General features: G+C 67.9%; 23 protein-coding genes, 3 pseudogenes and 1 riboswitch. Of the genes and pseudogenes, 17 read left to right on the forward strand and 9 right to left on the reverse strand.

The features are described from left to right. Positions 1-2 precede the first annotated feature (2 nt). The 4 genes and pseudogenes from hisA (at position 3) to ABXG85_RS10900 (ending at position 3,559) form a co-directional block, all read left to right on the forward strand. Positions 3-707 (forward strand): 1-(5-phosphoribosyl)-5-[(5-phosphoribosylamino)methylideneamino]imidazole-4-carboxamide isomerase, encoded by a 705-nt coding sequence (gene hisA, locus ABXG85_RS10885; RefSeq protein WP_353513655.1) that lies wholly within the window; start codon positions 3-5, stop codon positions 705-707. Between the two features lie 6 nt (positions 708-713). Continuing rightward, positions 714-1,028, forward strand: a complete 315-nt coding sequence (locus ABXG85_RS10890; RefSeq protein WP_353513656.1) for a LapA family protein — start codon at positions 714-716, stop codon at positions 1,026-1,028. Beyond that, entirely contained in the window at positions 1,025-3,064 is a 2,040-nt protein-coding gene (locus ABXG85_RS10895) for a single-stranded-DNA-specific exonuclease RecJ (protein ID WP_353513657.1), read from the forward strand. The genes ABXG85_RS10890 and ABXG85_RS10895 overlap by 4 nt, the downstream gene beginning before the upstream one ends. Further along, positions 2,983-3,559: pseudogene (locus ABXG85_RS10900) on the forward strand (DUF6812 domain-containing protein). Before ABXG85_RS10895 ends, ABXG85_RS10900 begins: the two are co-directional and overlap by 82 nt. Here ABXG85_RS10900 and ABXG85_RS10905 read toward each other — a convergent pair. Together ABXG85_RS10905 and ABXG85_RS10910 are read right to left on the reverse strand one after the other, a co-directional pair. Next, a complete protein-coding gene (locus ABXG85_RS10905; protein WP_353513658.1) occupies positions 3,543-6,134 on the reverse strand; it encodes a valine--tRNA ligase in 2,592 nt (863 codons plus the stop codon). The pseudogene ABXG85_RS10900 and the gene ABXG85_RS10905 sit on opposite strands and share 17 nt — an antisense overlap. 49 nt (positions 6,135-6,183) lie before the next feature. Next, a complete protein-coding gene (locus ABXG85_RS10910; protein WP_353513659.1) occupies positions 6,184-6,771 on the reverse strand; it encodes a hypothetical protein in 588 nt (195 codons plus the stop codon). Between the two features lie 74 nt (positions 6,772-6,845). Between ABXG85_RS10910 and ABXG85_RS10915 the strand changes: the two genes are divergently transcribed. Genes ABXG85_RS10915 through ABXG85_RS10935 form a run of 5 tightly spaced genes read left to right on the forward strand, consistent with a single transcriptional unit; the run spans position 6,846 to position 10,338 of the window. Next, the gene (locus ABXG85_RS10915; protein WP_353513660.1) at positions 6,846-7,898 is read left to right on the forward strand and encodes an Mrp/NBP35 family ATP-binding protein; all 1,053 of its coding nucleotides are present in this window, start codon (positions 6,846-6,848) and stop codon (positions 7,896-7,898) included. Between the two features lies 1 nt (position 7,899). Next, complete coding sequence (locus tag ABXG85_RS10920; protein ID WP_353513661.1) at positions 7,900-8,496, forward strand: helix-turn-helix transcriptional regulator; 597 nt, start codon at positions 7,900-7,902, stop codon at positions 8,494-8,496. A gap of 4 nt (positions 8,497-8,500) precedes the next feature. Beyond that, entirely contained in the window at positions 8,501-9,265 is a 765-nt protein-coding gene (locus ABXG85_RS10925) for a 50S ribosomal protein L11 methyltransferase (RefSeq protein WP_353513662.1), read from the forward strand. Between the two features lie 3 nt (positions 9,266-9,268). Continuing rightward, positions 9,269-9,955, forward strand: a complete 687-nt coding sequence (locus ABXG85_RS10930; RefSeq protein WP_353513663.1) for a 16S rRNA (uracil(1498)-N(3))-methyltransferase — start codon at positions 9,269-9,271, stop codon at positions 9,953-9,955. Then, complete coding sequence (locus ABXG85_RS10935; protein ID WP_353513664.1) at positions 9,952-10,338, forward strand: hypothetical protein; 387 nt, start codon at positions 9,952-9,954, stop codon at positions 10,336-10,338. Before ABXG85_RS10930 ends, ABXG85_RS10935 begins: the two co-directional genes overlap by 4 nt. Here ABXG85_RS10935 and ABXG85_RS10940 read toward each other — a convergent pair. Continuing rightward, positions 10,297-11,199 (reverse strand): AEC family transporter, encoded by a 903-nt coding sequence (locus ABXG85_RS10940; RefSeq protein ID WP_353513665.1) that lies wholly within the window; start codon positions 11,197-11,199, stop codon positions 10,297-10,299. The two genes, ABXG85_RS10935 and ABXG85_RS10940, sit on opposite strands and share 42 nt — an antisense overlap. Before the next feature lie 9 nt (positions 11,200-11,208). On the opposite strand from ABXG85_RS10940, the gene ABXG85_RS10945 reads away from it, so the two are divergent. Continuing rightward, the gene (locus ABXG85_RS10945; protein ID WP_353513666.1) at positions 11,209-12,030 is read left to right on the forward strand and encodes a Rossmann-fold NAD(P)-binding domain-containing protein; all 822 of its coding nucleotides are present in this window, start codon (positions 11,209-11,211) and stop codon (positions 12,028-12,030) included. Here ABXG85_RS10945 and ABXG85_RS10950 read toward each other — a convergent pair. Further along, positions 12,025-12,933, reverse strand: coding sequence for a zinc-binding dehydrogenase (locus ABXG85_RS10950; RefSeq protein ID WP_353513667.1), 909 nt, complete (start codon positions 12,931-12,933; stop codon positions 12,025-12,027). The genes ABXG85_RS10945 and ABXG85_RS10950 overlap by 6 nt on opposite strands. Before the next feature lie 35 nt (positions 12,934-12,968). Here ABXG85_RS10950 and ABXG85_RS10955 point away from each other — a divergent pair, with 35 nt between their 5' ends. Then, complete coding sequence (locus ABXG85_RS10955) at positions 12,969-13,568, forward strand: protoglobin domain-containing protein (RefSeq protein ID WP_353513668.1); 600 nt, start codon at positions 12,969-12,971, stop codon at positions 13,566-13,568. Here ABXG85_RS10955 and ABXG85_RS10960 read toward each other — a convergent pair. Genes ABXG85_RS10960 through ABXG85_RS10975 form a run of 4 tightly spaced genes read right to left on the reverse strand, consistent with a single transcriptional unit; the run spans position 13,565 to position 17,920 of the window. Then, positions 13,565-14,371 (reverse strand): carbohydrate ABC transporter permease, encoded by an 807-nt coding sequence (locus ABXG85_RS10960; RefSeq protein WP_353513669.1) that lies wholly within the window; start codon positions 14,369-14,371, stop codon positions 13,565-13,567. The two genes, ABXG85_RS10955 and ABXG85_RS10960, sit on opposite strands and share 4 nt — an antisense overlap. Further along, positions 14,371-15,480, reverse strand: coding sequence for a carbohydrate ABC transporter permease (locus tag ABXG85_RS10965; RefSeq protein ID WP_353513670.1), 1,110 nt, complete (start codon positions 15,478-15,480; stop codon positions 14,371-14,373). Before ABXG85_RS10965 ends, ABXG85_RS10960 begins: the two co-directional genes overlap by 1 nt. A gap of 54 nt (positions 15,481-15,534) precedes the next feature. Further along, positions 15,535-16,770 (reverse strand): ABC transporter substrate-binding protein, encoded by a 1,236-nt coding sequence (locus ABXG85_RS10970; RefSeq protein ID WP_353513671.1) that lies wholly within the window; start codon positions 16,768-16,770, stop codon positions 15,535-15,537. Next, positions 16,727-17,920, reverse strand: a complete 1,194-nt coding sequence (locus tag ABXG85_RS10975; RefSeq protein ID WP_353513672.1) for an ROK family protein — start codon at positions 17,918-17,920, stop codon at positions 16,727-16,729. The genes ABXG85_RS10970 and ABXG85_RS10975 overlap by 44 nt, the downstream gene beginning before the upstream one ends. Positions 17,921-18,042: 122 nt before the next feature. Then, a riboswitch (cobalamin riboswitch) is annotated at positions 18,043-18,201 on the forward strand. Between the two features lie 144 nt (positions 18,202-18,345). Between ABXG85_RS10975 and ABXG85_RS10980 the strand changes: the two genes are divergently transcribed. The 6 genes and pseudogenes from ABXG85_RS10980 to ABXG85_RS11005 all read left to right on the forward strand — a co-directional run. Beyond that, a complete protein-coding gene (locus ABXG85_RS10980; RefSeq protein ID WP_353513673.1) occupies positions 18,346-19,200 on the forward strand; it encodes an ABC transporter substrate-binding protein in 855 nt (284 codons plus the stop codon). A gap of 3 nt (positions 19,201-19,203) precedes the next feature. Beyond that, positions 19,204-20,232: a FecCD family ABC transporter permease gene (locus ABXG85_RS10985; protein ID WP_353513674.1), complete on the forward strand. Its 1,029-nt coding sequence runs from the start codon at positions 19,204-19,206 to the stop codon at positions 20,230-20,232. Then, the gene (locus ABXG85_RS10990; RefSeq protein WP_353513675.1) at positions 20,219-20,971 is read left to right on the forward strand and encodes an ABC transporter ATP-binding protein; all 753 of its coding nucleotides are present in this window, start codon (positions 20,219-20,221) and stop codon (positions 20,969-20,971) included. The genes ABXG85_RS10985 and ABXG85_RS10990 overlap by 14 nt, the downstream gene beginning before the upstream one ends. Next, positions 20,952-21,284 (forward strand): hypothetical protein, encoded by a 333-nt coding sequence (locus ABXG85_RS10995; RefSeq protein ID WP_353513676.1) that lies wholly within the window; start codon positions 20,952-20,954, stop codon positions 21,282-21,284. The genes ABXG85_RS10990 and ABXG85_RS10995 overlap by 20 nt, the downstream gene beginning before the upstream one ends. Before the next feature lie 39 nt (positions 21,285-21,323). Next, positions 21,324-22,061 (forward strand): SDR family oxidoreductase, encoded by a 738-nt coding sequence (locus ABXG85_RS11000; protein WP_353513677.1) that lies wholly within the window; start codon positions 21,324-21,326, stop codon positions 22,059-22,061. A gap of 24 nt (positions 22,062-22,085) precedes the next feature. Next, a pseudogene (locus ABXG85_RS11005) lies at positions 22,086-23,207 on the forward strand (serine hydrolase domain-containing protein); the annotation flags it as partial. Here ABXG85_RS11005 and ABXG85_RS11010 read toward each other — a convergent pair. Next, positions 23,203-23,325 (reverse strand): annotated as a pseudogene (locus ABXG85_RS11010) (IS630-like element ISTth6 family transposase); the annotation flags it as partial. The pseudogenes ABXG85_RS11005 and ABXG85_RS11010 overlap by 5 nt on opposite strands.

The raw sequence follows: 23,325 nt of genomic DNA on the forward strand, positions 1-23,325 counted from the left end.
CCATGCTGGTCATCCCCGCGGTGGACCTCAAGGGGGGCAAGGCGGTGCGGCTCTACGAGGGCCGCCCCGAGGCGGAAACCGCCTATGGCGACCCGGTCTTGGCCGCCTTGCGCTGGCAGGAGGAGGGGGCGAAGCTACTGCACCTGGTGGACCTGGACCGGGCCCTGGGTACCGGGGACAACCGCGAGGTCCTTTCCCGCATCGCAAAGGCCCTTTCCGTTCCCTTTCAGGTGGGAGGGGGGGTCCGTTCCCTGGAGAGCTTGCAGGAAGTCCTCTCCTTAGGGGCGAGCCGGGCGGTGGTGGGCACGGTGGCGGTAAAAGACCCCACCCTCTTGGAAGCGATGCTGGCCCAGGCGGGCCCGGAGCGGCTCGCCGTGGCCCTGGACGCTCGAGGGCTTAGCGTGGTGGTTTCCGGCTGGAAGGAGGCCACCCCCCTCCCCGCCCTAGACCTCTTGCGGACCTGGGAGGCCATGGGGGTCCGCTGGGTCATCTACACCGACGTGCGCCGGGATGGGACGCTACAGGGATTGGACCTGGAGGTGGTAGCCCGGGTGCGGGAGGCGTGGCCCCACACCCTCATCGCCGGTGGGGGGATTGCGGGGCCGGAAGACCTCCAGGCCCTAATGCGCCTGGGCGTGGAAGGGGCCCTGGTGGGGAAGGCCCTTTACGAAGGGCGCATCCGGCTAGGGGACTTCGCCGTATCCTAAGGGGGTATGAAGCTCGTCCACTGGACCTTCCTCCTGGTGAGCCTCGGGGTGGCGGGGGCGGGGCTTTACCTTTACCTCACCTACCCCTCTTTGGCGGTGCCCACGCCTTGGGGCCCGTGGCCCCTCTACCTGGTCCTCCCCGCCGCCTACGCCTTGGGCTTCTTGGTAGGGGGGCTTTACGCCTTGGCCTTTTGGCTTTCCGGCATGGGGGGGCGGCGGGCCCTGCTCCGGGAGGTGCGGCGGCTGCAAGGGGAGGTGAACGCCCTAAAACGGGAGCGGATCGAGGAAATCCCCCGCATCCCCGACCGGGAAGCGCCATGAGGGATAGGGTCCGGTGGCATCTCCTCCCGCTGCCCCCGGTGCCCGAGTGGCTTGGCCTCATGCAGGGCCTAGGGGTGGGGCCTGAGGCGGCCTTGGCCTACTGGCACCGGGGGGTACGGCGGCGGGAGGACCTCGCCCCCCCCCTTACCCGGCTCCCCCTGAAGGGCCTGGAGGAGGCGGCTGAGCTCCTTGCCCGGGCCATGGGCGAGGGGAAGCGCATCCGCATCCACGGGGACTACGACGCCGACGGCCTCACGGGCACGGCCATCTTGGTGCGGGGGCTTCGGGCGCTTGGGGCCGAGGTCCATCCCTTTATTCCCCACCGCCTCGAGGAGGGCTACGGGGTCCTCATGGAGCGCATCCCCGAGCACCTGGAGGCGGCGGACGTCTTCCTCACCGTGGACTGCGGGGTCACCAACCACGCCGAGCTTAGGGAACTGGTGGAAAACGGGGTGGAGGTCCTGGTCACCGACCACCACACCCCCAAGGAAACCCCACCCCCGGGCCTGGTGGTTCACCCCGCTTACACCCCGGGGCTAGGGGAGCACCCCACGGGGGCGGGGGTGGCCTTCCTGCTCCTTTGGGCCTTGCACGAGCGCTTAGGCCTTCCCCCGCCCTGGGACTATGCCGATTTGGCGGCGGTGGGCACCATCGCCGACGTGGCGCCGCTTTGGGGCTGGAACCGGGCCTTGGTGCGGGAGGGGCTGGCCCGCATGCCCGCCTCGCCCTGGGTGGGCCTTAGGCTCCTCGCCGAGGCGGTGGGCTATACGGGGAAGGCGGTGGAGGTGGCCTTCCGCATCGGCCCCCGCATCAACGCTGCAAGCCGCCTAGGAGAGGCGGAGAAGGCCCTAAGCCTCCTCCTTACCGATAGCGAAGCGGAAGCCCGGGCCCTGGTGGAGGAGCTAAACCGCCTCAACGCCCGCCGTCAGGCCATAGAGGAGGAGATGCTGCGGAGGCTTCTCCCCCAGGCCGACCCCGAGGCCAAGGCCATCGTCCTCCAAGACCCCGAGGGCCACCCCGGGGTGATGGGCATCGTGGCGAGCCGTCTTCTGGAGGCCACCCTGCGCCCGGTGTTCCTGGTGGCCCAAGGGAAGGGGACCGTGCGGAGCCTCCCCCCCATCAGCGCCGTGGGGGCGCTCCAGGAAGCGGAGGACCTCCTCTTGCGCTATGGCGGCCACAAGGAGGCGGCGGGCTTCGCCCTTGAGGAGGACCGCTTCCTCGAGTTCCAAAGGCGGATCGAAGCCTACGCCGCCCGTTTCCCCGACCCCGTGCAGGAGGTGCCGCTTCTGGGCCCGCTTCCCCCCGCCTCACGCCTGGCGGAGCTTTACCGGGCCCTTCGCGACCTGGAGCCCTTTGGCGCCGGGAACCCCGAGCCCCTCTTCTTGCTTGCGGGAAGCCCCGAGGAGGTGCGGACCATGGGGGAGGGCAAGCACCGTAGCTTCCGGCTCCAAGGGGTAAGGGTGGTGGCCTGGCGCATGGGGGATAAGGAGGTGCCCGACCCCGTGGAGGCGGCGGTTCTCCTCACGGAGAACCGTTTCAACGGCAGCGTGAGCTACGAGGCCCAGGCCCTGGACTTCCGGGTACCCGGGGAACTCGTTGCCCAGGGGGAGCCCTTCGCCCACCCCCTTTCCCTGGGAGAGGCCTTGGCCCGGGCGCGGATGGGGGAGGGGGTCTACATCCCGGAGGAAAACCCGGAGGGGCTTGCCTACGCCAAGGCCCAGGGCTTCACCCTCCTTCCCCCCGAGGAGGCCTCCCTCTGGCTTGGCCTTCCCCCTTACCCCGTGGCCTGGAAGCGGGTGGACGTGGCCTTGGGGAGCGAGGCCAAGCGACGCCTGGCCACACCCCCCGCCTTGGACACCCCGGAGGAGGCCCTCAAGGCCCACATTGCCCGGAGGCTCCTTTTCGCCTACGAGCGGCGGCACCCCGCCCTCTTCAGCGAGGCGCTTTTGGCGTACTGGGAGGTAAGCCGTGTAGAGGGCCGCGGGAAGCCCATGAGGCCAGGATCTACACCCAGGCCTACCGGATCTACGGGATGATCTACCTGGTGCCGGGCTCGGGCACCGCAGACCTCCTAAACCAGGAAAAGGCGTACCTGCCCGTGACCGGGGCCCTATTGTATGCCCCCGGGTACGCCCATCCCCCCGAAGCCAAGGACCCGAAGGCCAGCACGGGCTTCCTCGCCTTGCGAAAGGAGCGCATCCCGTGGGTGGTGGGGGGCAAGGCGGCGGAACCCCGCACGAGCCCGGCGCTTTTGGAGAAGCGCCAGCTGACTTTTCTCTTTGGGGACTACCTCTTGGCGGGGGGGCTTTTGGTGCCCCGGGGGGTGCGGCTTTCCGACCACCTCTCCCAGGCCAAGCCCTTCCAGACCCTCCTGGAGGCCCGCCTGTACATCCTGCGCCCCGATCGGCCCATCGTGGAGCTGGAACAGTTGGAGAGCTTTTCCCTTCGTTACCCTCAACCTCCGCCTGGCGGAGGCCGTGGCCGAGGCCCCGGGGCAGGCGCACGACCCCCGCCTCACCCTATTTGGCTGAGGGCTTCGCGGATCCTTTCCGCTTGCTCCAGGTTTTCCTTAAGCCTGGCCTCCTCCGCCGCCACCACTTCCCGGGGCGCCTTTTCCCGGAAGCCGGGAGCGGAGAGCTTCCTTTGGCTTTTTTCCGCCAGCTCCAGGAGGTCTTTGAGCCGCTTTTCCTGCCGGCGCTTCCACTCCTCCACATCCAGAAGCCCCTCCAAGGGCATTCGGGCCGTGACCTTGGGCAAGGCCTTGACCAAGGCTTTTTCCGGCCTCTCCTCTAGGAGTTCGGCCCGGGCCAGGAAGCGGAACACCCCTAGGTTCTCCCGCAGGGGGGCCGTTTCCCCCTCCAGAAAGACCCGCACCTCCTGCCCCGGGGGAAGCCCGGCCTCGGCCCTTAAGGCCCGCACCGCCGTCACCGCTTGCTTGAGCGCTTCAAAGGCGGCTTCGGCCTTTTCGTCCTCCCTGCCCTGGGCCTCGGGCCAGGCCTCGAGGGCCAGCTCCTCCTTGCCCGTGAGGGCCTGGTAGAGCTCACTGGTGAGGAAGGGCATCATGGGGTGGAGGAGCTTGAGGAGGGTGGCCAAGGCCTCCTGCAGGGTCCGGAGGGTGTGGGCGTTCCCCGCCTTGAGGGCGGGCTTGGCCGCCTCCAGGTACCAGTCGCAGAACTCGCTCCAGACGAGCTCGTAAATCTCCCGCGCCGCCTGGGCTAGGTCCAAGGCCTCGTAAAGGGCGGTGATCTCCCGCACTCCCCGGTCCAGGCGGCTTTGCATCCAGCGGTCCGCCAGGGTGGGGGTGTCCGCCTGGGGCTGGAAGCCCTCCCGGGAGAGGAGGACGAAGCGGGCGGCGTTGTAGAGCTTGTTGGCGAAGTTGCGGGCCATCTCCAGCCAGCGGAGGTCCAGCCGTATGTCCTGCCCCCCCGTGGCCAGGTAGATGAGGGCGAAGCGTAGGGCGTCGGCCCCGTAGCGCTCCACCATCTCCAAGGGGTCGATCACGTTCCCCTTGGACTTGGACATCTTCTGGCCCTTCTCGTCCAGGACCAGGCCGTGGAGGAGCACGGTCTTGAAGGGCCTTTCCCCCATGAAGTGGTAGCCGGAAACCTCCATGCGGGAAACCCAGAGGAAGAGGATGTCGTACCCCGAAACCAGGACGTCCCCAGGGTAGAAGGCCTTGAGGTCTTCTGTCTCCTCTGGCCAGCCCAGGGTGGAAAGGGGCCAAAGCGCGGAGGAGAACCAGGTGTCAAAGACGTCCTCCTCCCGCCTGAGCCGGGGGCTTCCGCAGGCCTCGCAGAGGGTGGGGTCCTCCAGGTAGCGCTCGGGGCGGGGGACGTTTATGGCGTTGCAGTCCTCGCAGTACCAGGCGGGGATCTGGTGGCCCCACCAAAGCTGGCGGGAGATGTTCCAGTCCTTGACGTTCCTGAGCCAGTCCAGGTTGACCTTTTTCCAGCGCTCGGGCACGAAGGCGATATCCCCCCGCTCCAGGCCCCTTATGACCTTTTCCGCCAGGGGCTTCATGGAAAGCCACCACTGGGGGAAGATGGCGTACTCGATGGGGGTGCCGCAGCGGGAGCAGGTGGCGAGGTTTATGGTGTAATCCTCCTCCTTGACCAGGTGCCCCGCCTCCCGGAAAAGTTCCACCGCCTTCTTGCGGGCCTCGAAGCGGTCCAGGCCCCTTAAGGGCTCGGGTACCCTTTCCCCCTCCATCCTCCCTTCCAGGTTGATCACGGACACCGCCTCGAGGCCGTGGCGTTCCCCGATTTCGTAGTCCAAGGGATCGTGGGCGGGGGTGACCTTGAGGGCCCCGGTGCCGAACTCCTTCTCCACGGCGCTATCGGCCAGAATGGGGATCCAGATCTCCGTGAGGGGGATGCGGGCCCGCTTGCCGATGAGGCCTTGGTAGCGCTCGTCCTCGGGGTGGACGGCGATGGCCTGGTCGGCAAAGACCGTTTCCGGGCGCACGGTGGCGATTTCTATGAAGCCGCCCCCCTCCACCTCGTAGCGCAGGGTGTAGAGCTTGCCGGGGGTGGGCTCGGTTTCCACCTCCAGATCGGAGAGGGTGGTCTCGCACCGGGGGCACCAGTTCACGAGCCTCGGGGCGCGGTACGCCAGGCCCTCGTGGAAGTAGCGGGAAAAGGCGTAGCGCACCGCCTTGGAGCGCTTCTCGTCCATGGTGAAGGCCTCCCGGCTCCAGTCGGCGCTGGCCCCGAGGCGCTTGAGTTGCTTGAGGATCGTCCCCCCCGACGCCTCCTTCCACTGCCACACCCGCTTTAAGAACGCTTCCCGGCCCAGGTCGTGCCGGGTCTTGCCTTCCTTGAGGAGCAGGCGCTCCACCACCACCTGGGTGGCGATGCCGGCGTGGTCCGTGCCGGGGAGCCAGACCGCTTCGTAGCCCCGCATGCGCTTGTAGCGGATGAGGGCGTCTTGGAGGGAGTTGTCCAGGGCGTGGCCCATGTGCAAGGAACCCGTGACGTTGGGGGGTGGCATGAAGATGACGAAGGGGGGCTTGCCGCTTTTGGGGTTGGCCACGAAGGGGTTCTTCGCCCACCTTTCCGCCCACTTGGGTTCCACCGCCTGAGGGTCGTAGGCCTTGGGTAGGTCCATGCTATCCATCACTTTACCCGGGCGGGCCAGGGGAAGGCCAGGGCAGGGCTTAGGGAAGGGCGTAGAGGTAGTAGCGCCCGTTTTCCAGGTGGAAGAAGGCCTCCTCGTAGGCCAGGCCCTCAATGGGGGTTTCGGGGGGGATGGGAAGGGAAACCCCTCCCACCCGGATGCCCTCCGGGAGGACCTCCAGGGTTCCTTGGGCCACTTCTTGGCTTTCCGCCTCCGGGTCGTTGAGGGGCGTGTAAAGGAGGCGCACGGGAAGCCCCTTTAGGCTATGGAGCACGTTGCTGGGGTGGCGGAAGGGGGCGCGGTGGAGGAGGCGCTCCTCCACCTCCGCCACCTCCCCCAAGAGGGCGTAGCGGTCCAGGGGCAACAGGGCCTTGCCGCTTTCCAGGAGCACCAGGAACCGGGTGCGGTCTTCCTCCGAGAGGAGGACGGGGGCCTGGTGGCGGCCCACCTTGGGGTCTTGGTCCAAACGTCCCTTGAGGAGCTCTTTGGCGGCCTCCAAGGCCTCTTCCCTCGTGGGGTAGAGGCTATAGGGGTTCACCTTGAAGAGGAGTTGGTACCCCTGGGGCCCTTGGATGAGCCAGGCCACATGGAGCTCAAAGAAGCGGCGTTTTTGCCAGGCGGGGTGCATAGGGAGGAGTATACGCCCTCATTGTGCCTTCACCCCTTGCCCAAAGCTATCGCCGGGTATACTCTAGGCCCGGTATGGCGCTATCCGAAGAGCGGGTCCTGGAGGCCCTGCGCACGGTGATGGACCCCGAGCTGGGGAAGGACCTGGTGTCCTTGGGCATGGTGGGGGAGGTGCGGCTTGAGGGCAAGCGGCTGGAAGTGCTCGTGAACCTCACCACCCCCGCCTGTCCCCTCAAGGGGCAGATCGAGGCGGACATCCGCAAGGCCCTCCTCCCCTTGGGCCTCGAGGAGGTGCGGGTCCGCTTCGGCGGGGGGGTGCGTCCCCCGGAAAAGTACCCTATTCCCGGGGTGAAGCACGTGGTGGCGGTGGCCTCGGGCAAGGGTGGGGTGGGGAAGAGCACCGTGGCCGCTAACCTGGCCCTGGCCCTCAGCCAGGAGGGGGCCCAGGTGGGGCTGTTGGACGCCGACCTCTATGGCCCGAGCCAGGCCAAGATGTTCGGTCTGGAGGGGCAGAAGCTCAAGGTGGACCAAAACCGCCGGATCCTCCCCCTGGAGGCCCACGGCATCAAGGTCCTCTCCATGGCCAACATCGTTCCCCCGGGCCAGGCCATGATCTGGCGGGGGCCCATCCTCCACGGCACCCTGAAGCAGTTCTTGGAGGAGGTGAACTGGGGGGAGCTGGACTATTTGGTGGTGGACCTCCCCCCAGGCACCGGGGACGTGCAGCTTAGCCTGGCCCAGCTCACCCAGGTTTCCGGCGGGGTCATCGTCACCACGCCCCAGGAGGTGGCCGTCATCGACGCCGAGCGGGCGGCGGACATGTTCAAGAAGGTACAGGTGCCCATCCTGGGGGTGGTGGAGAACATGAGCGCCTTCCTCTGCCCCCACTGCGGCAAGCCCACCCCCATCTTCGGGGAGGGGGGCGGAAAGCGGCTCGCCGAGCGGCTCAAGGCCCGCTTCCTGGGGGAGATCCCCCTCACCCTTCCCTTACGGGAAAGCGGGGACCAAGGCACCCCCATCGTGGCCCAGGACCCGGAGGGGCCAGAGGCCCAGGCCTTCCGCCGGGCGGCCCGGGAGCTTGCCGCCGCTTTGAGCGTCCAGGCCTTTATCGCTTTGCCCATGGCCTGATATGGCCCTTCTCCTGGAAGGTACCAAGGAACGGGTTCTGGACCTCCTCAGGGTCAAGCCCCGCACGGCCAAGGAGGTGGCGGAGGCCCTGGGCATCAGCCAGGTGGCGGCCCGCAAGCACCTGGAGGACCTCGAGGCCCGGGGCCTGGTGCGCTCGGAGGTGCGCCGCTGCCCGGGCCGGGGCCGGCCCTACCGCCTTTACCAGGCCCAGGACGAAGGAGCCCCCTACGCCGCCCTTTGCCAGGATGTGCTCAAGGGCCTCGAGGGGGCCTTGGGGAAGGAAGGGGTGGTGCGGCTCCTCTTGGAAAGGAACCGGCAGCTTTTTGCTCCCCTGAACCTAAAGGGCCTTCCCCTGCGGGAGCGCCTGGAACGCTTGGCCGCCTTTCTCAAGACCCAGGGCTACGAGGCGGAGGTGGTGGAGGAGGGAGGAAGGCTTTACCTCTGCCAGCACCGATGTCCTAAGCTCGCCCTCTCCCGGGAACACGAGGCCCTTTGCCAAAGCGAGCTCTTGGCCTACCAGGAGCTTTTGGGCCTCCCCCTCCTCCGGGAGGAACGCCTGGCGGAGGGGGGAAGCTGCTGCCGCTACCGCGTAGAATGACGGGGTGTGGGTTTACCGCCTAAAGGGCACGCCCTGGGAACTGGACGCTATCCTCCCCGAGCTCTTTGACCGGGGGGCGCGGGGGCTTTGGGAGCGGGAAGGGGAGGTCCTGGCCTACTTTCCCGCCCCCTTGGACCTGCCCTACGGGGGGGTCTGGGAGGAGGCGCCGGACGAGGACTGGCTCGAGGCCTGGCGGCGCGACCTGAAGCCTGCCCTGGCCCCCCCCTTCGTGGTTCTCGCCCCTTGGCACGCTTGGGAGGGGGGGGAGATCCCCTTGGTCATCGAGCCCGGTATGGCCTTCGGCACCGGGCACCACGAGACCACCCGCCTGGCCCTCATGGCCCTGGCCCGCCACCTCGCCCCGGGGGAAAGGGTGCTGGACCTGGGCACGGGAAGCGGCATCCTGGCCATCGCCGCCGCCAAGCTGGGGGCGGAGGCCGTGGGGGTGGACATAGACCCCTCCGTCTTGCCCCAGGCGGAGGAGAACGCCCGCCTAAACGGGGTTTTTGCGCGCTTTCTGGAAGGGAGCCTAGAGGAGGCGCTTCCCCTCGGCCCCTTTGACCTCTTGGTGGCCAACCTCTTCGCCGAGCTTCACCAGGCCTTTGCCCCCCGCTATGGGGAGGCCTTGGCCCCCGGGGGGAGGCTTCTCCTCACGGGCATCCTTAAGGAGAAGGCCCCCTTGGTGCGGGAGGCCCTCCGGGATGCGGGGTTTTTCCCCCTGGAGGAGGCGGAGGAGGGGGAGTGGGTCCTCCTCGCCTATAGGAGGTAGCCCGTGCGTCCCCACCGCGCCTATAGCCCTGGCCTCAGCGGCGTCCTCTCCCACCGGGAAAGCCGCCACCTTTTGCAGGTGCTAAGGGCCCAGGTGGGGGACCGTTTTACCGTGTTTGATGCGGAGCGGGAGGCCTTGGCCGAGGTGGTGGACCTGGGCCCCCCGGTGCGCTACCGCATCCTGGAGGAGCGCCGCCCGGAGCGGGAGGTGGGGGTGGAGGTGGTCCTCTATATGGCCCTCCTCAAGGGGGACAAGCTGGCCGAGGTGGTGCGCATGGCCACGGAGCTCGGCGCCACCCGCATCCAACCCCTCATCACCCGGCACAGCGTGCCCAAGGAGATGGGGGAGGGGAAGCTTAGGCGCCTGCAGGCCATCGCCCTCGAGGCGGCCAAGCAGTCAGGAAGGCTAAGGGTGCCCGAGGTCCTTCCCCCCATACCCCTGAAGGCGGTGCCGGAGGTGACCCAAGGCCTCGTGGCCCACGTGGGGGCAAGCCGCTTGGTGCGGGAGGCCCTGGACCCGGAAAAGCCCCTGGCCCTGGCCGTGGGGCCGGAAGGAGGCTTCGCCGAGGAGGAGGTGGAGCTCTTGGAGGCGCGGGGCTTCACCCCGGTGACCTTGGGGCGGAGGATCCTCCGGGCGGAAACCGCCGCCCTCGCCCTCCTCGCCCTTTGCACTGCGGGGGAGGGAAGGTGAGGGGCCTTCTTCTCCTTCTTCTTTTCCTTTCCGCCTGCCGCTACACCTTTCTCCCCCTGGACCCGGGCAAGCCCCCTTCGCCCGAGCGGCCCTTCGTGGTGGCCAGGCTCGTCCCTGCGGGGAGTGAGGCGAGGCTTTCCCTAAAGGTGGAAAGGCTTCCCCGCCCCGGCTACCTCCACCTCAAGTGGTACCGGGAGGAGCGTCTAATCTTGGAGCGGGCGCTTTTCCTGGAGGGGCCTGGGGAGTACCAGGCCCGCTTGCCCCTTCAGGAGGGGTACCACCGCCTGGTGGGGGTTTTCGAGGGGGCGGCGCTCTTCCAGCTGGACCTGGGCGCCCCGCACCTACCGGACCCCGATGAGGTAGAGGACCAGGGGAACCGTTAGGAAGGCGAAGAAGGTGGAAACCACCACGCTCCGGGCCACCCGTGGGGCGTCCCCGCCGAACTCCCGCGTGAGGAGAAAGGCGTTCACCGCCACAGGGGTGGCGGACTGAAGGACCAGGACCTGGTGCTCCAGCCGGGGAAGCCCTAAGGCGAGCCCCACCCCGTAGGCCAGGAGGGGGGCGAGGAGGAGCCTTAGGGCGCTGGCGGTGGCCTCGAAGGCGCCCACCTGGAAGCGGGTCTGGCCCATCTGCATCCCCAGGGTGAGGAGGAGGACGGGGATGGCCGCCTGGCCCATGAGCCGCACCCCCTCGTCCAGGCGGAAGGGGAGGGTGAGGCCCAGGGCCTTGAGGAGGAGGCCCAAAAGGAGGGCGTAGAAGAGGGGAAGGCTTAAGGTGAGGCGAAGCCCATCCCGAAGCCCCCCGCCCCGGATAAAGGCGGGGCCGAGCCCGAACATGACCACGCTGGAGAGGATGAAGTAGACCACGGCCCGCCTGAGGCCCTCCTCCCCCAGGGCGAAGTAGGTGAGGGAAAGGCCCATGTTGCCCGAGTTGGGGAAGAGGCTACAGACCAAGAGGCCCTTGGTGGCCTGGGGAGAAAGCCCAAGAAGCCTTCCCGTTCCTTGGATGGTGAGGAACAGGAGGGCGTAGGTGAGGGCGAAGCCCAGGGTGAGCCCCCAAAGCCCTTCCCGGGTGTACTCCGCCCGGTACATGGCGTCGAAGATGAGGGCGGGGACCAGAAGGTAAAGGGTGAGGCGGCTTAGGGTGGTGAGGTCCATGGGCACGCGCCGCCCCAGGAGGTAGCCGGCGAGGACCACCAGGGCCACGGGAACCACCGTGTTGAGGAGGGCCTGCATGTGGGGCATTCTAGGGCTATGCCGAGCTACTTGGAACTGGCGGAGGCCATCCGGCGGGTGCTCCTGGAGGGGGCGGTGGCGCCCAAGCGGCAGGTCCTGCCCTTGCCCACGGGGCAGTTTCTGGTGATGCCAGCGGCGGATGGGGAGGTGGCGGTGTGCAAGCTGGTGGTGGTGGAGCCGGGCAAGACCCCCATGGTGCAGGCGGAGGTGTGGGTGAGGCGCCTCGCCACGGGGGAGGTCCTCCACCTTCCCGGGGAGGAGCTCACGCAAAGGCGCACCGCCGCCCTTTCCCTCCTCGCCGCCACCCTCCTTGCCCCGAGGCGGGAAGGGGCTTTGTTGGTGGTGGGGCCCGGGGCCGTGGGCGTGGCCCACCTCGAGGCCTTCGCCGAGGCCTTTCCCCTCACCCGGGTCCTGGTGCGGGGGAGGGGGCGGGAACGGGTCTTGGCCTTCTTGGAGCGGGCCAGAGCGCTGGGGTTGGCCGCCGAGGCGTGGACCGGGGACGAGGTCCCGGAGGACGTGGCCTTCCTGGTCACCGCCACCCCAAGCCCCACCCCTGTCCTGCCCCCCCGGGTGCCGGAGGGGGTCTTCTTGGCGGCGGTGGGGAGCTTCCGCCCGGAGATGCGGGAGGTGCCCGAGGCCCTGGTGGCCCAGGCCGCCCTCTACGCGGACACGGAGGATGCCCTCATGGAGGCGGGGGAGCTTCAGGGGCTCGCCCGCCCCGTCATCCCCTTGCGGGAGGCCCTCTTGGGCCGGCGGGGGGAAGGGCGGTTCGTCCTCTTCAAGAGCGTGGGGCACGCCCTCTTCGACCTGGCGGCGGCCAGGGCCTACCTCGGTCTATAACCGGACCACGATCTTCCCCGTGTGGCCCCGGTCCAAGAGGGCCTGGAAGGCGGCCTCCGCCTGGGCAAAGGGGAAGACCTGCCCCACCACGGGCCTAAGCGCTTTGCCCAGGCGGGGGAGGAGGAAGCCTAGCGCCTCGTCCACCAGGGGCCTTTCCCCCAGGAGGGGGGCGAGCCAAAAGCCCATCACGGTGAGGTTCTTGCGCATGAGCTTGAGGGGAGGGATGGGGGCCACCTCCCCCTCCGCCGCCCCGATGTAGACCAGGCGCCCCATGGGCTTGAGGAGGTTGAGGCTTTCCTCTACCGCCTTGCCCCGCACCTCCAGGAGGAGGTCCACCCCGCCTAGGGCCTTCACCCGTTCGGGCAGCTCCTCGTAGAAAGCGGTGAGGTCCGCCCCGAGGCGCTTGGGGAGGGCGAGCTTTTCCGGCCTCGAGGCTGCCGCCACCACCTTAAGCCCCAGGGCCTTCGCCACCTGCACCGCCGCCGTGCCCAAGGCTCCCGCCGCCGCCTGCACCAAGACGCTTTCCCCCGGCCTGGCCCCCGCCCGCCTTAGGGCCAGGTAGGAGGTGAGGAAGGAAACGGGGTAGGCCGCAGCCTCCTCTGGGCTAAGCCCTTCCGGCACCGGAAGGAGGGCCGTTTCCGGCACCTTCACCTTCTCCGCAAGCCCCCCTTGGCCCACGAGGGCGGCGTAGCGGCGATCGCCCACCCGCCCCACCACCTCCATTCCCGGGATGAAGGGCGGGTGGAACCGGGTGAGGTAGGCCCCAAGCCGCACCAGGTGGTCGGCGAAGTTGAGGCCCACCGCCTCCACCTGGAGGACCACCTCCCTTGGCCCCGGCGTGGGGTCCTCCACCTCTTTGCGCGCCAAGGGGGCGCCGAGCTTCTCCTGCACCCAGGCTTGCATGGGGATAGTCTAGCGGGATTTGGTATCTTGGCCCCATGACGGAGAAGAACCTTGCCCGCTTTTACCAGATCGCCCAAGAGATCTGGAGCCAGCTGCCCCCTTCCGCCCGCTTCCGGCCGCTAGAGGATGGAAAGGTCTTGGCCCGGTATGCTCCTCTGATGGAAGGCTGGACCGAGGACCTGGTGCAGGGCTTTTACGATACCCTCTTCGGCCATCCTGCCACCCGAAAGGTGTTCCGCGAAGGGGAGAGGCCAGCCCGGGAGAAAACCCTTAGAGACTGGTACCTCCGTACCCTGCGGGGTCCTTTCAACGGGCAGTACTTCGCTTGGCAGGCCCTGGTGGGGCTCGTGCACGTGCGCCGCGGCGTGACCAACGCCATGATGGCAGCCATGTGGAACTGGCTCGTGGAGGAGGTGGGCCGAAGGGCCAGGGGGCACCTCTCCTTGGAGGAGGCCCGGGCCCTGGAGGATGCTTGGCGCCGTTTGGCCTTCACCGTCATGGCCCTCATCGCCGAGGAATACCTGGAGGCCTACCTCGAGGCCCTGGCCCTGGCTAAAGGAGAAAATCCCCGGGCCTTTTTGCAGCAGGCCCAGGAGATGGCGGCAACGCTTCTGGAAGGTCTCAAGCCGGCCTAGCCCTTCACCGACCCCGCCAGAAGCCCCCGCAGGAAGTAGCGGCCTAGGAAGATGTAGACCAACAGCGTGGGCAAGGCGGCCAGGATGGCCCCCGCCATGGGCAGGTTCCACTTCACCGCCTCCCCCCCGGCGAGCTGCGCCAGGGCCACGGTGATGGGCTGGCTTTCTGGCCGGGTCAAGGTCACGGCGAAGAGGAACTCGTTCCAGATCTGCGTGAACTGCCAGATGGCCACCACCACGAAGGCGGGGGCGGAGAGGGGCAGAATGACGTGGCGGAAAACCCCGAAGAAGCCGGCCCCGTCAATGCGGGCTGCCTCCACCAGCTCGTCGGGGATTTCGCTGTAGTAGTTCTTGAAAATTAGGGTGACGATGGGGATGCCGTAGATCACGTGCACCAGGATGAGGCCAAGGAGCGTCCCGTACAGCCCGATGGCCTTCACGAACTGGAAGAGGGGGATCAGGATGCTTTGGTAGGGGATGAACATCCCGAAAAGCAAGAGGGCGAAGAGGAGGTTGGACCCAGGGAAGGGCCACTTGGCCAGCACGTAGCCGTTTAAGGCCCCCACCAGGGCGGAAAGCAGGGTGGCGGAGATGGCCAAGACCAAGGAGTTTTGAAACTTGGGCCGGAAGGCCTCCCAGGCGATGCGGAAGCTTTCCCAGTAGACGGGGTCGGGCCAGTGCCAAACGGTGTCCAGGGTAATCTTGGCGGGTTCCTTCAAGGCGGTGAGGACCACCAGGTAGACGGGAAGGAGGAAAAAGCCCGCCATGAGGAGGAGGAAGGCGTAGAGGATGACCCGGCCCATCAGCGCCGCACCTCCTTCCGAAGCTGGCTGGCCAGGTAGGGCACCACCACCACCGCCACCAGGAGGAGGAGCAGGATGCCGATGGCCGCACCCTTGGCGAACTGGTTGCCGCGGAAGGCCAGAAGGTACATGTAGATGGCGGGCACGTCCGTGGGGGCGTAGTCCAGGCCGGCCATGGCGAAGATGAGGTCAAAGATCTTTAAGGCGATGTGCCCCAACACGATCATGGCGGAAAGGGTGATGGGGGCAAGGAGGGGCAGAATCACGTGGCGGTAGGTCTGCCAGGGGGTAGCCCCATCCACCTTGGCGGCCTCGAGGACCTCCACGGGTATTCCCCTAAGCCCCGCCAGGTACAGGGCCATGGTGTACCCCGACATCTGCCACATGGCCGCCAGGATCACCCCCACCAAGGCCAAACTGAAGCCATGGGGCTCGGGGTAGGGAAGGAGGTGCGCGCTCCGTCCCAAGGTGAAGGCCCAAAGGAGGAGCAACCCGCCGGAAAGGAGGGCATAAAGGCGCCGTTTCCCTTCCCCTTCCCGGTGGGCCCGGTAGGCCACGTAGAGGAGCACAAGCCCCACCACCAAGGCGGTGTAGAAGGGAAGCTGGTTCCAGTCAAAGACCAGGACCTGTTCCCTGGTGGTGAGCCAGGGGAAGGACCAAGGGGGTAGGCCCAACAGCGTGGGCAGGACGTTCACCCCGCCTTGGGGCTGGAGAAGCCAGCGCCAGATGGTCCCCGTGACCACGAAGGAAAGGGCCATGGGGAAGAGGAAGACGGTGCGGAAGAAGCCTTCCCCCCTTGGGCTTTGGTCCAAGGCCACCGCCAGGAGAAGGCCCAGGCCTAGGCTTCCCGCCATGAAGAAGAGGGTAAAGAAGATGAGGTTCACCACGCTCTGGCGGAAGCGCACGTCCACGAAGCCCGTGAAGAGCTCGCGGTAGTTGGAGAGGCCCACGAAGTGGAGGGTGGGCTTCTCGGCCAGGGCTTGGGCGGGGTTCTTGCCCCAGTCGCTGAGGGAAACGTAGAGGTTTTGCCCGATGAAGCCGTAGACGAAGATGCCCACCGCCACCAAGGAGGGGAGGAGGACCAAGAAAGCCGTGATGCGGTCGCGCATGTGTCCTCGGGGAAAACCCCGTGGGGGACGTAGCCCCCACGGGGAGAAGGGCGCTTAGCGGCCCAGGCCTACCTGGTCGGCGATGGCCTGGGCGGCGTTGGCCGCCGCCTGCGGGCTCTTGGTCTGGAGGAAGATCTCCATCACCGTGCCGAACTGGCTCATGAAGCTTTCCGGCGCCACGGCCCCGTGGACCAAGGAGCCCACGATGCGGTTGGACTTCCAGTCCCGCATGGCCGCCTGGCCGTAGGCGTTGTACTTGGCCGGGTCGGAGTCCAAGCGGGCGGCGATGGAGCCCTTAAGGGGGTTGAAGGTGTCCTGCCCTTCCTTAGACCCCACCAGCCGGAGCCAGTTGAGGGCGTTCTGGCGGTTCTTGGCTCCCTTGGGCAGGCCGAAGGAGTCGGAGAGCATCATGAAGACCCCTTGGGTGCCCGGGGAAGGGGCCCAAGCAAAGTCGGTGCCGGGCTTAAGCTTCAAGGTGGTGGCCATGTACCCTGCGGCCCAGTCCCCCATGATGTTGAAGGCGGCCTGGCCTTGCACCACCCGGTCCACCGCTTGCTGCCAGGAAAGCCCAGCGGCGTCCTTGTTGGCGCAGTCCAGCACCTTGCCGAAGGTTTCCCAGACCGCCACCGCCTTGGGGTCGGTGAACTTCAGCTTGCCGTTCCAAAGGTTGTTCCAGCCGTCAGCCCCCAGCATGGCCAGGGCCACGCTTTCCCAAAGGTGCTGTTGCGTCCAGTTTTCCCCCAGGGCCAAGGGGGCCTGGAGGCCCTTCCGCTTCAGGGTCTCGCAGGTGGCGAGGAACTCGGCCCAGGTCCTGGGCGGGTTCACCCCCCATTCCCGCAGCTTGGCCGGGATATACCACATGACGTTGGAGCGGTGGATGTTCACCGGGACGCTCCAGATGCCCCCCTTGTAGGAGATGAGGTCAATGAGCCCCTTGGGGAAGGCCTGGAGCCAGCCCTCCTGGCGGAAGAGGGGGGTGAGGTCCTCCATGCGGTTGGCCACCACCCAGGTACCGATGAGCTCCATGCCGGCGTGGACCTGGAAGGTGTCGGGGGGGTCGCCGCCGAGCATCCGGGTCTTGAGCACCGCCTTGGCGTTAACCCCAGCTCCTCCGGTCACCGTGGCGTTGATGACCTCCACGCCGGGATACTTCTGCTTGTAGAGCCGGATGAGGGCCTCGAGGGCCGGCCCCTCGTCCCCCGCCCACCAGGAAAAGATCTCTAGCTTGCCCGTCTGGGCCAGGGCGCTAAGCCCCAAGGCCATGCCGAGTACCCAAAGCCACTTCCTCATACCTACCTCCATTGCGACGTGGGCTTTCCGCCCACAGGCCGCCCAACTCAAAGAAGCGCGCCAAAAAGAGGCTCGCCCCGCCCACCGCCGCCGCCAGGTGCCCGTAGGAAGAGGGTTGCACGGAAAGCGTGCGGTGGGTTTCCAAAAAGGCGTGCGCCGCCAGGGCGCGGCGCAAGGGGGCTTCCAAGAAGGGAAAGAGCTCCGCCGCCTTGCCCCCCACCACTACCCGGGCGGGGTCGTAGGCCACGGCCAGGTTGGCCACAAACCGGCCCAAGGCGTCCCCTAGGTGGGCCAAGGCGGTCCGGGCCAGGGGGTGGCCCGCCTGGGCCTGGGCCAAGAGGGCCTCGAGGTCCTCCGCTTCCCCTCCCAAGGCCCGGTGGTGCCGCAGCAAGGCTCCCAGGCCGAGCTCGGTTTCCAAGCACCCCTTGCGCCCACAGGCGCAAGGGGCTTCCCCAAAGCCGAGCCAGTGGCCCACCTCCCCCGCCGCACCACTCGCTCCCCGGAGGAGGCGGCCTTCCGCCACCACGCCCACGCCCAGGCCGGTGCTGAGGACCAGGTAGGCCAGGTTTTCCTCCCCGTGGAAGAAGACCTCGGAAAGGGCGGAGGCCTTGGCGTCGTTTTCCGCCAAGGTGGGTAGGGGGAAGGAGGCCAGAAAGGGGCTCAAATCCAGGTTGCGCCAGGCCAGGTTGGGGGCGTAAAGGAGCTGGGTTCCCACCACCACGCCGGGCAGGGTGAAGCCGAGGCCCAAGGCCCCTTGGGCCTCAGGCAGGCTTTCCTGCAGAAGCCGGGCGAAGCGCTCCTCCGGCCCCGCCTCCTTGGCGTGGGCCCACTCCTTGGCCCAAAGCACCTCACCCCGCCAGTCCAGGGCCAGGAGGACGGTACCTTCCACCCCGATTTCCGCTCCCAGGGCGAAGCGGGCCCCTGGCCGCAGGTGCAACAGGGTTCCCGGCCGCCCCAAGGGCGGGGAGGTGGAGGCCCCTTCCTCCAGGAGGCCTTCGTGCAAGAGCTCGTCCACCAGGCGGCTCACGGCGCTTTTGGCCAGGCCCGTGAGCCGGGAGAGGTCGGCGCGGGTGAGGGGACCCCGCCGCAGGTGGCCCAAGATGGCCCGGCGGTTCAGCCTGCGGATTTCCTGTGTGTCCCCTTTGCGCACCCGTGCCCCCCTTTAGTTCGTTCTCGGGACTAAGTAAACCACCGCCCCCGCCTTCCGTCAAGCCCTTGTCAGGTTCGCCCTCCAGGGCTTAGCCTTGAAGCCAAGGCCCGCTAGGGCCTCAAAGCCAGGTCCGTTGCCCTGGTGCCTGGGTGCGTAGCCCAGGCTTAAAGTGGGGAAGTCCGGTGCAAGTCCGGCGCTGTCCCGCAACGGTAACCGGCCAAGCCATGGGCCTTTCCTCGCAGGCCGGAAGCCCGAATACCTGCCAGGGCCGCCCGCCTTACCCCGTGGCGGGCACCTCACGCGGATGGGGGAGCGCTGGGGGCTTCTCAAGCGTTTTGGTGCCCCTGCCGCTCTTTCGGCAGGGGCGTTGCCCTACCTCCCCCGGGCCCGGTGCGCCTGGCCCTAGCGGCCTTAGGGAGGTGGGCATGAGGAAAATCTGGGCGTTTTTGTCGGTTCTCTTGGCCTTAGCCTTTGCCTTTCCCCTCACCCTCACGGACGACCTGGGCCGCTCGGTGACCCTGAAGGCCCCCCCTAAGCGCGTGGTCTCCATGCTGCCTTCGGTTACGGAGACGGTGTGCGCCCTGGGGGCCTGCGACCGCCTGGTGGCCACGGACGACTACTCGGATTGGCCGGAGAGCGTGAAGCGCCTGCCCAAGGCGGGGGGGCTTTACAACCCTAACCCCGAGCTGATCGTCTCCTTGAAGCCGGACTTGGTCTTGGTTTCCCGCTACGGCAAGCTTTACGAAACCCTGGAGCGGGCAGGGCTTACCGTGTTCGTGGTGCGCACGGAAACCTACGAGGACATCTTCAAAACCGTACGCACCCTGGCGCAGCTTCTGGGGCTTGGGTCGCAGGGGGAAAGGCTGGTGGCCCAGATCCAGAAGGAGGTTTACCAGGAGGAGGCCCGGGCCGCCAAGGCCAAGGCCAGGCCCCGGGTCTACTACGAGATTGACCCCACCCCTTACACCGTGGGGCCGGAAAGCTTTATCGGGGTCCTCATCCAGAAGGCCCGGGGGGTGAATATCGTTCCCAAGGAGCTTGGGCTTTTCCCCAAGATCGCCCCCGAGTTCGTGGTGGAGAAGAACCCCGAGGTCATCGTGGCCACCTACCCGAACGCCCGGGAAACCATACAGAGCCGACCGGGTTGGAGCCGGGTGAGGGCGGTGCAGGCGGGGAGGATCTGCGTGTATACGGGGGGGGAGGACAACCTTCTTTCCCGCCCCGGCCCCCGGGTGGCCCAAGGGCTTAGGCTCCTGGTGGACTGCTTCCACGGGCGCTAGGCCATGACCTTGTCCTTGCCCCTTGCCCTCAGGCGGAGCCTCGTCTTCGCCTGGCTCTTGGCCCTCTTGGCCTTGGCCTTGGTTTTGGGGCTCGCCTTGGGGGCGGTGGCGGTGCCTTTCGGGGAGGTGGTGCGGGCCCTGTTGGGCCTCGAGGAGAACCCCATCATCACCGAGCTACGCCTGCCCAGGGTTCTCGGGGGCATGCTGGTGGGGGCGGCCTTGGGGGTGGCGGGGGCTTCCTTCCAGGGCCTGTTCCGCAACCCCTTGGCCGATCCCTATCTCATGGGGGCGGCCTCGGGGGCGGCCTTTGGCGTGACCCTGTTGGCGGTCCTTATGGGCGGGCTTTCCCCCGCCTTCGCCCAGCATGCGGTCTTCCAGGGCCTTCCCCTTTCCGCCACCCTCTTCGGCTTCCTGGGGGCCCTTTTCGCCACCCTCCTCACCCTGGTCTTGGCCGGAGGGGTGGCGCGGACGGGGGAGCTGGTCTTGGCGGGGGTGGTGGTGGGCAGCGTCCTCACGGGGCTCACCACCTACCTGATGCTCCAGGACGCCGATCGGGTTCGGGCGGTGTTCGCCTACACCCTGGGGAACCTGGCCTTTTTGGGCTGGCCGGGGGTGAGGGCCTTGGCCTTCTTCCTCCTCCTCGCCTTACCGCCCCTTTTCCTCCTGGGCCGGGTCCTTAACGCCCTGCAGCTTGGGGAGGAGGTGGCGCGAAGCCTGGGCCTTCCCCTCAATGCGCTAAAGCTCCTCCTTTTGGCCGCGGCCAGCCTCCTCACCGCCGCCAGCGTGGCCCAGGCGGGGATCATCGGCTTCGTGGGGCTCGTCACCCCCCACGCCTTAAGGCGGCTTTTGGGGGAGGACTACCGCCTGCTCCTGCCGGCGAGCGCCCTGGGCGGGGCCGTCCTTCTGGCCCTGGCCGACCTCCTGGCCCGCACCCTTACCCGGCCCGCCGAGCTTCCCGTGGGGGTGGTGACCACCCTCCTCGGAGGGCCCTTCTTCCTTTACCTCCTTTGGAGGCGGCGTGGGCGGGCTTGAGGCGAGGGGTATCGTGGGGCCTTTCGCCCTAAAGGGGGTGGACCTCAGGGTGGGCCCGGGGGAATGGCTGGCCCTCCTCGGCCCCAACGGCTCCGGCAAGACCACCTTGCTTCGGGTGATGGCGGGGCTTCTTAGGCCCAAAGGCGGAGCGGTGTACCTGGAGGGGAAGCCCCTTGGCGCCTACGGGAGCTACGCCCGGGGCCGGCTTCTCGCCTACCTGCCCCAAGGAGGGCCTTACCCTGAGGGGCTTTGGGTGGAGGAGGTGGTGCGCCTGGGGCGGCTTCCCTACCTGGGGCTATGGGGCCGGGAGGGGCGGGAGGACCTCGAGGCGGTGGCCTGGGCCCTGGAGGCGGCGGGGGCGGCCCACCTTAGGGGGCGGCTCCTCGGTACCCTCTCCGGGGGCGAGCGGCAACGGGTCTTTCTGGCCCGTGCGTTGGCCGCCCGGCCCCGCTACCTCCTCTTGGACGAGCCCACCACCTATCTGGATCTGGAGCATCAAGGGGAGGTGGTGGCCCTCCTTAGGGCCTTGGCGGGGCGAGGCGTGGGGGTGCTTTCCGTCCTGCACGACCCCAACCAGGCGGCCTTGGCCCACCGGGTGGCGGTGTTGCGGGAGGGGCGGCTTGTGGCGGAAGGGCCGCCTGCGGCGGTGCTGACGGAGCCCCTCCTCCAGGGGCTCTACGGGCCCCGGGTGCGGGTGGCCCACGTGGCGGGGAGGCCCCATGTCTACCTGGACGGATAGGGCTCGGCTTTACGTGCGGGGCCGGGCGCTCCTGCTGGACCTGGGCAAGGAAACCCCTTTTTACACGGAAAGCGGTCCGAGGCGGGCCCGTTACCTCCTGGTGGGCCGGCTCTCCCCGCCGGAGTGGCTTCGGCTTAGCCTTCCACGGGAAGGGGTGTTGCACTACCCCCTTCCCGTGGACCCCTTGGCTTTTGAGTGGGAGGGGGAGACCCTCCTGCTACCGGGCCTACGGGTCTACCTGGGCGGGCCTCCTCCCTTCGTGGAAACGCCCTTTTACGCCTGGCGCTTGACGAGAGGAGAGGAGGAGGGGTAGGGTGGCCTTACCGACCGTTCGGTCGTGGGGAGGTGCGCCGTGCGGCTCAAGGATAAGGTGGTCCTGATTACCGGGGCGGCCCACGGGATCGGCCGGGCCACCCTGGAGCTCTTCGCCCGGGAAGGGGCGCAGCTCGTGGCCTGCGACATCGAGGAAGGCCCCTTGGCGGAGGCGGCTGCGGCCACGGGGGCCTTGCCCGTGGTCATGGACGTGGCCGACCCCGCTTCGGTGGAGCGGGGCTTTCAAGAGGCCTTGGCCCGCCTGGGCCGCCTGGACGGGGTGGTGCACTACGCCGGCATTACCCGGGACAACTTCCACTGGAAGATGCCCTTGGAGGACTGGGAGCTGGTCCTAAGGGTGAACCTCACGGGGAGCTTCCTGGTGGCCAAGGCGGCCTCGGAGGCCATGCGGGAGCGGAACCCGGGGAGCATCGTGCTCACGTCTAGCCGGGTGTACCTGGGGAACCTAGGACAGGCCAACTATGCGGCCTCCAAGGCGGGGGTGGTGGGGCTCACCCGGACCCTGGCCTTGGAGCTGGGGCGGTACGGGATCCGGGTAAACGCCCTGGCCCCAGGGTTCATCGAGACGCGGATGACGGCCAAGGTACCGGAGAAGGTGCGGGAGAGGGCCATCGCCGCCACGCCCTTGGGCAGGGCGGGAAGCCCCGTGGAGGTGGCCTACGCCGCGCTCTTTTTGGTTTCCGACGAGTCTAGCTTCATCACCGGCCAGGTGCTCTTCGTGGACGGGGGGCGGACCCTGGGAGCCGCGCCCGCTTAGCGGCCGTAGCCAAGGGGGTGAGGCGTGGACTTTAGCGGACTGGACCGGCTTTTCCGCCACATGACGGAGGAGGGCTTCCTGCCGGGGGCGGTGGTCTTGGTGGCCCGGGAGGGGGAGGTGGTCTTCCAGGGGGTCTACGGCTATTTGGACCCCGAAAAGCGCCTTCCCATGCGGGAGGACGCCCTTTTCCGCCTCTACTCCATGACCAAGCCCTGGGTTTCCGCCCTGGCCCTGAGCCTGGTGGAAGAGGGGGCTTTGAGCCTCTTGGACCCGGTGGAGAAGTACCTGCCCGAGCTTGGGGCCTTGCGGGTGGGGCGGGAGGTGGGCGGGGAGGTGGTGGTGGAGCCCCTTCGGGCCCCCCTCACCGTCTACGAGCTTTTGCGCCACACGGCAGGGTTTACCTATGGGGTCTTCTTCTCCTCCCCGGTGAAGCGGCTTTACCTCGAGGCCGGCGTGGACCGCTTCGATCTGGACCGGGAGGCCTTCTTGGAACGGCTCGCCGCTTTGCCCCTCCGCTTCCAACCGGGGGAGGCCTTTGAGTACGGGCTTTCCACCGACGTGTTGGGCCACCTCCTGGAGGCGGCCACGGGGAAGAGCCTAAAGGACCTCTTGGAAGCGTGGGTCTTTGCCCCTTTGGGCCTGCGGGATTCCGGCTTCCAGGCCAAAGACCCCACCCGCCTGGCCCAGCCCTTTTCCCGGGACCCGGAAACGGGCCGGCGCATCGTCCTCATCCCCGTGGAGGCCCCACCCCCCCGGTACGCCGGCGGGATGGGCGGGGTGAGCACCGCTTCCGAGTACCTGGGGTTCCTCGAGGCCCTGCGCACCGGCAAAGGCCTCCTCCACCCCCGCTTGGCCCGGCTCATGACGCAAGACCACCTGGGCCCCCTCTACGTCGAGGGCTTGAAGCGGGGCCCCGAGTACCTTCCGGGGCCGGGGTACGGCTTTGGGCTTGGGGTGGCGGTGCGCTTGGGCGAGGCGGGCCTTTCGCCGGGAAGCCCGGGGGAGTTCACCTGGGCCGGGTTTGGCGGCACCTACTTCTTCGTGGACCCCGCCTTGGGCGTGAGCGCCCTGTACCTGAGCCAGGCGCCCAATCTGCTTTCCGTGTTGGAGCCGGCAAGGGCCCTTCACTCGCGGCTGGGGGCTAAGTGCCCTCCCCCAAGATTTTCAACTCCACACCCCCGAGGGCCCTTAGGGCCTGCACCACAGCCTCTTTAAGCTCCTCCACGCTCCCGTAGTGCCGCCTCGGCATCAAATACCCCTTCAC

This window comes from Thermus sp. LT1-2-5, assembly GCF_040363165.1.
Lineage (GTDB): Bacteria > Deinococcota > Deinococci > Deinococcales > Thermaceae > Thermus.

Excerpts from the sequence above, each read along its gene's own strand:
- hisA (WP_353513655.1), top strand. The coding sequence starts at position 3 with ATGCTGGTCATCCCCGCGGTGGACCTCAAGGGGGGCAAGGCGGTGCGG.
- ABXG85_RS10890 (WP_353513656.1), top strand. The coding sequence starts at position 714 with ATGAAGCTCGTCCACTGGACCTTCCTCCTGGTGAGCCTCGGGGTGGCG.
- ABXG85_RS10895 (WP_353513657.1), top strand. The coding sequence starts at position 1,025 with ATGAGGGATAGGGTCCGGTGGCATCTCCTCCCGCTGCCCCCGGTGCCC.
- ABXG85_RS10905 (WP_353513658.1), bottom strand. The coding sequence starts at position 6,134 with ATGGACCTACCCAAGGCCTACGACCCTCAGGCGGTGGAACCCAAGTGG.
- ABXG85_RS10910 (WP_353513659.1), bottom strand. The coding sequence starts at position 6,771 with ATGCACCCCGCCTGGCAAAAACGCCGCTTCTTTGAGCTCCATGTGGCC.
- ABXG85_RS10915 (WP_353513660.1), top strand. The coding sequence starts at position 6,846 with ATGGCGCTATCCGAAGAGCGGGTCCTGGAGGCCCTGCGCACGGTGATG.
- ABXG85_RS10920 (WP_353513661.1), top strand. The coding sequence starts at position 7,900 with ATGGCCCTTCTCCTGGAAGGTACCAAGGAACGGGTTCTGGACCTCCTC.
- ABXG85_RS10940 (WP_353513665.1), bottom strand. The coding sequence starts at position 11,199 with ATGCCCCACATGCAGGCCCTCCTCAACACGGTGGTTCCCGTGGCCCTG.
- ABXG85_RS10945 (WP_353513666.1), top strand. The coding sequence starts at position 11,209 with ATGCCGAGCTACTTGGAACTGGCGGAGGCCATCCGGCGGGTGCTCCTG.
- ABXG85_RS10950 (WP_353513667.1), bottom strand. The coding sequence starts at position 12,933 with ATGCAAGCCTGGGTGCAGGAGAAGCTCGGCGCCCCCTTGGCGCGCAAA.
- ABXG85_RS10955 (WP_353513668.1), top strand. The coding sequence starts at position 12,969 with ATGACGGAGAAGAACCTTGCCCGCTTTTACCAGATCGCCCAAGAGATC.
- ABXG85_RS10960 (WP_353513669.1), bottom strand. The coding sequence starts at position 14,371 with ATGGGCCGGGTCATCCTCTACGCCTTCCTCCTCCTCATGGCGGGCTTT.
- ABXG85_RS10965 (WP_353513670.1), bottom strand. The coding sequence starts at position 15,480 with ATGCGCGACCGCATCACGGCTTTCTTGGTCCTCCTCCCCTCCTTGGTG.
- ABXG85_RS10970 (WP_353513671.1), bottom strand. The coding sequence starts at position 16,770 with ATGAGGAAGTGGCTTTGGGTACTCGGCATGGCCTTGGGGCTTAGCGCC.
- ABXG85_RS10980 (WP_353513673.1), top strand. The coding sequence starts at position 18,346 with ATGAGGAAAATCTGGGCGTTTTTGTCGGTTCTCTTGGCCTTAGCCTTT.
- ABXG85_RS10985 (WP_353513674.1), top strand. The coding sequence starts at position 19,204 with ATGACCTTGTCCTTGCCCCTTGCCCTCAGGCGGAGCCTCGTCTTCGCC.
- ABXG85_RS10995 (WP_353513676.1), top strand. The coding sequence starts at position 20,952 with ATGTCTACCTGGACGGATAGGGCTCGGCTTTACGTGCGGGGCCGGGCG.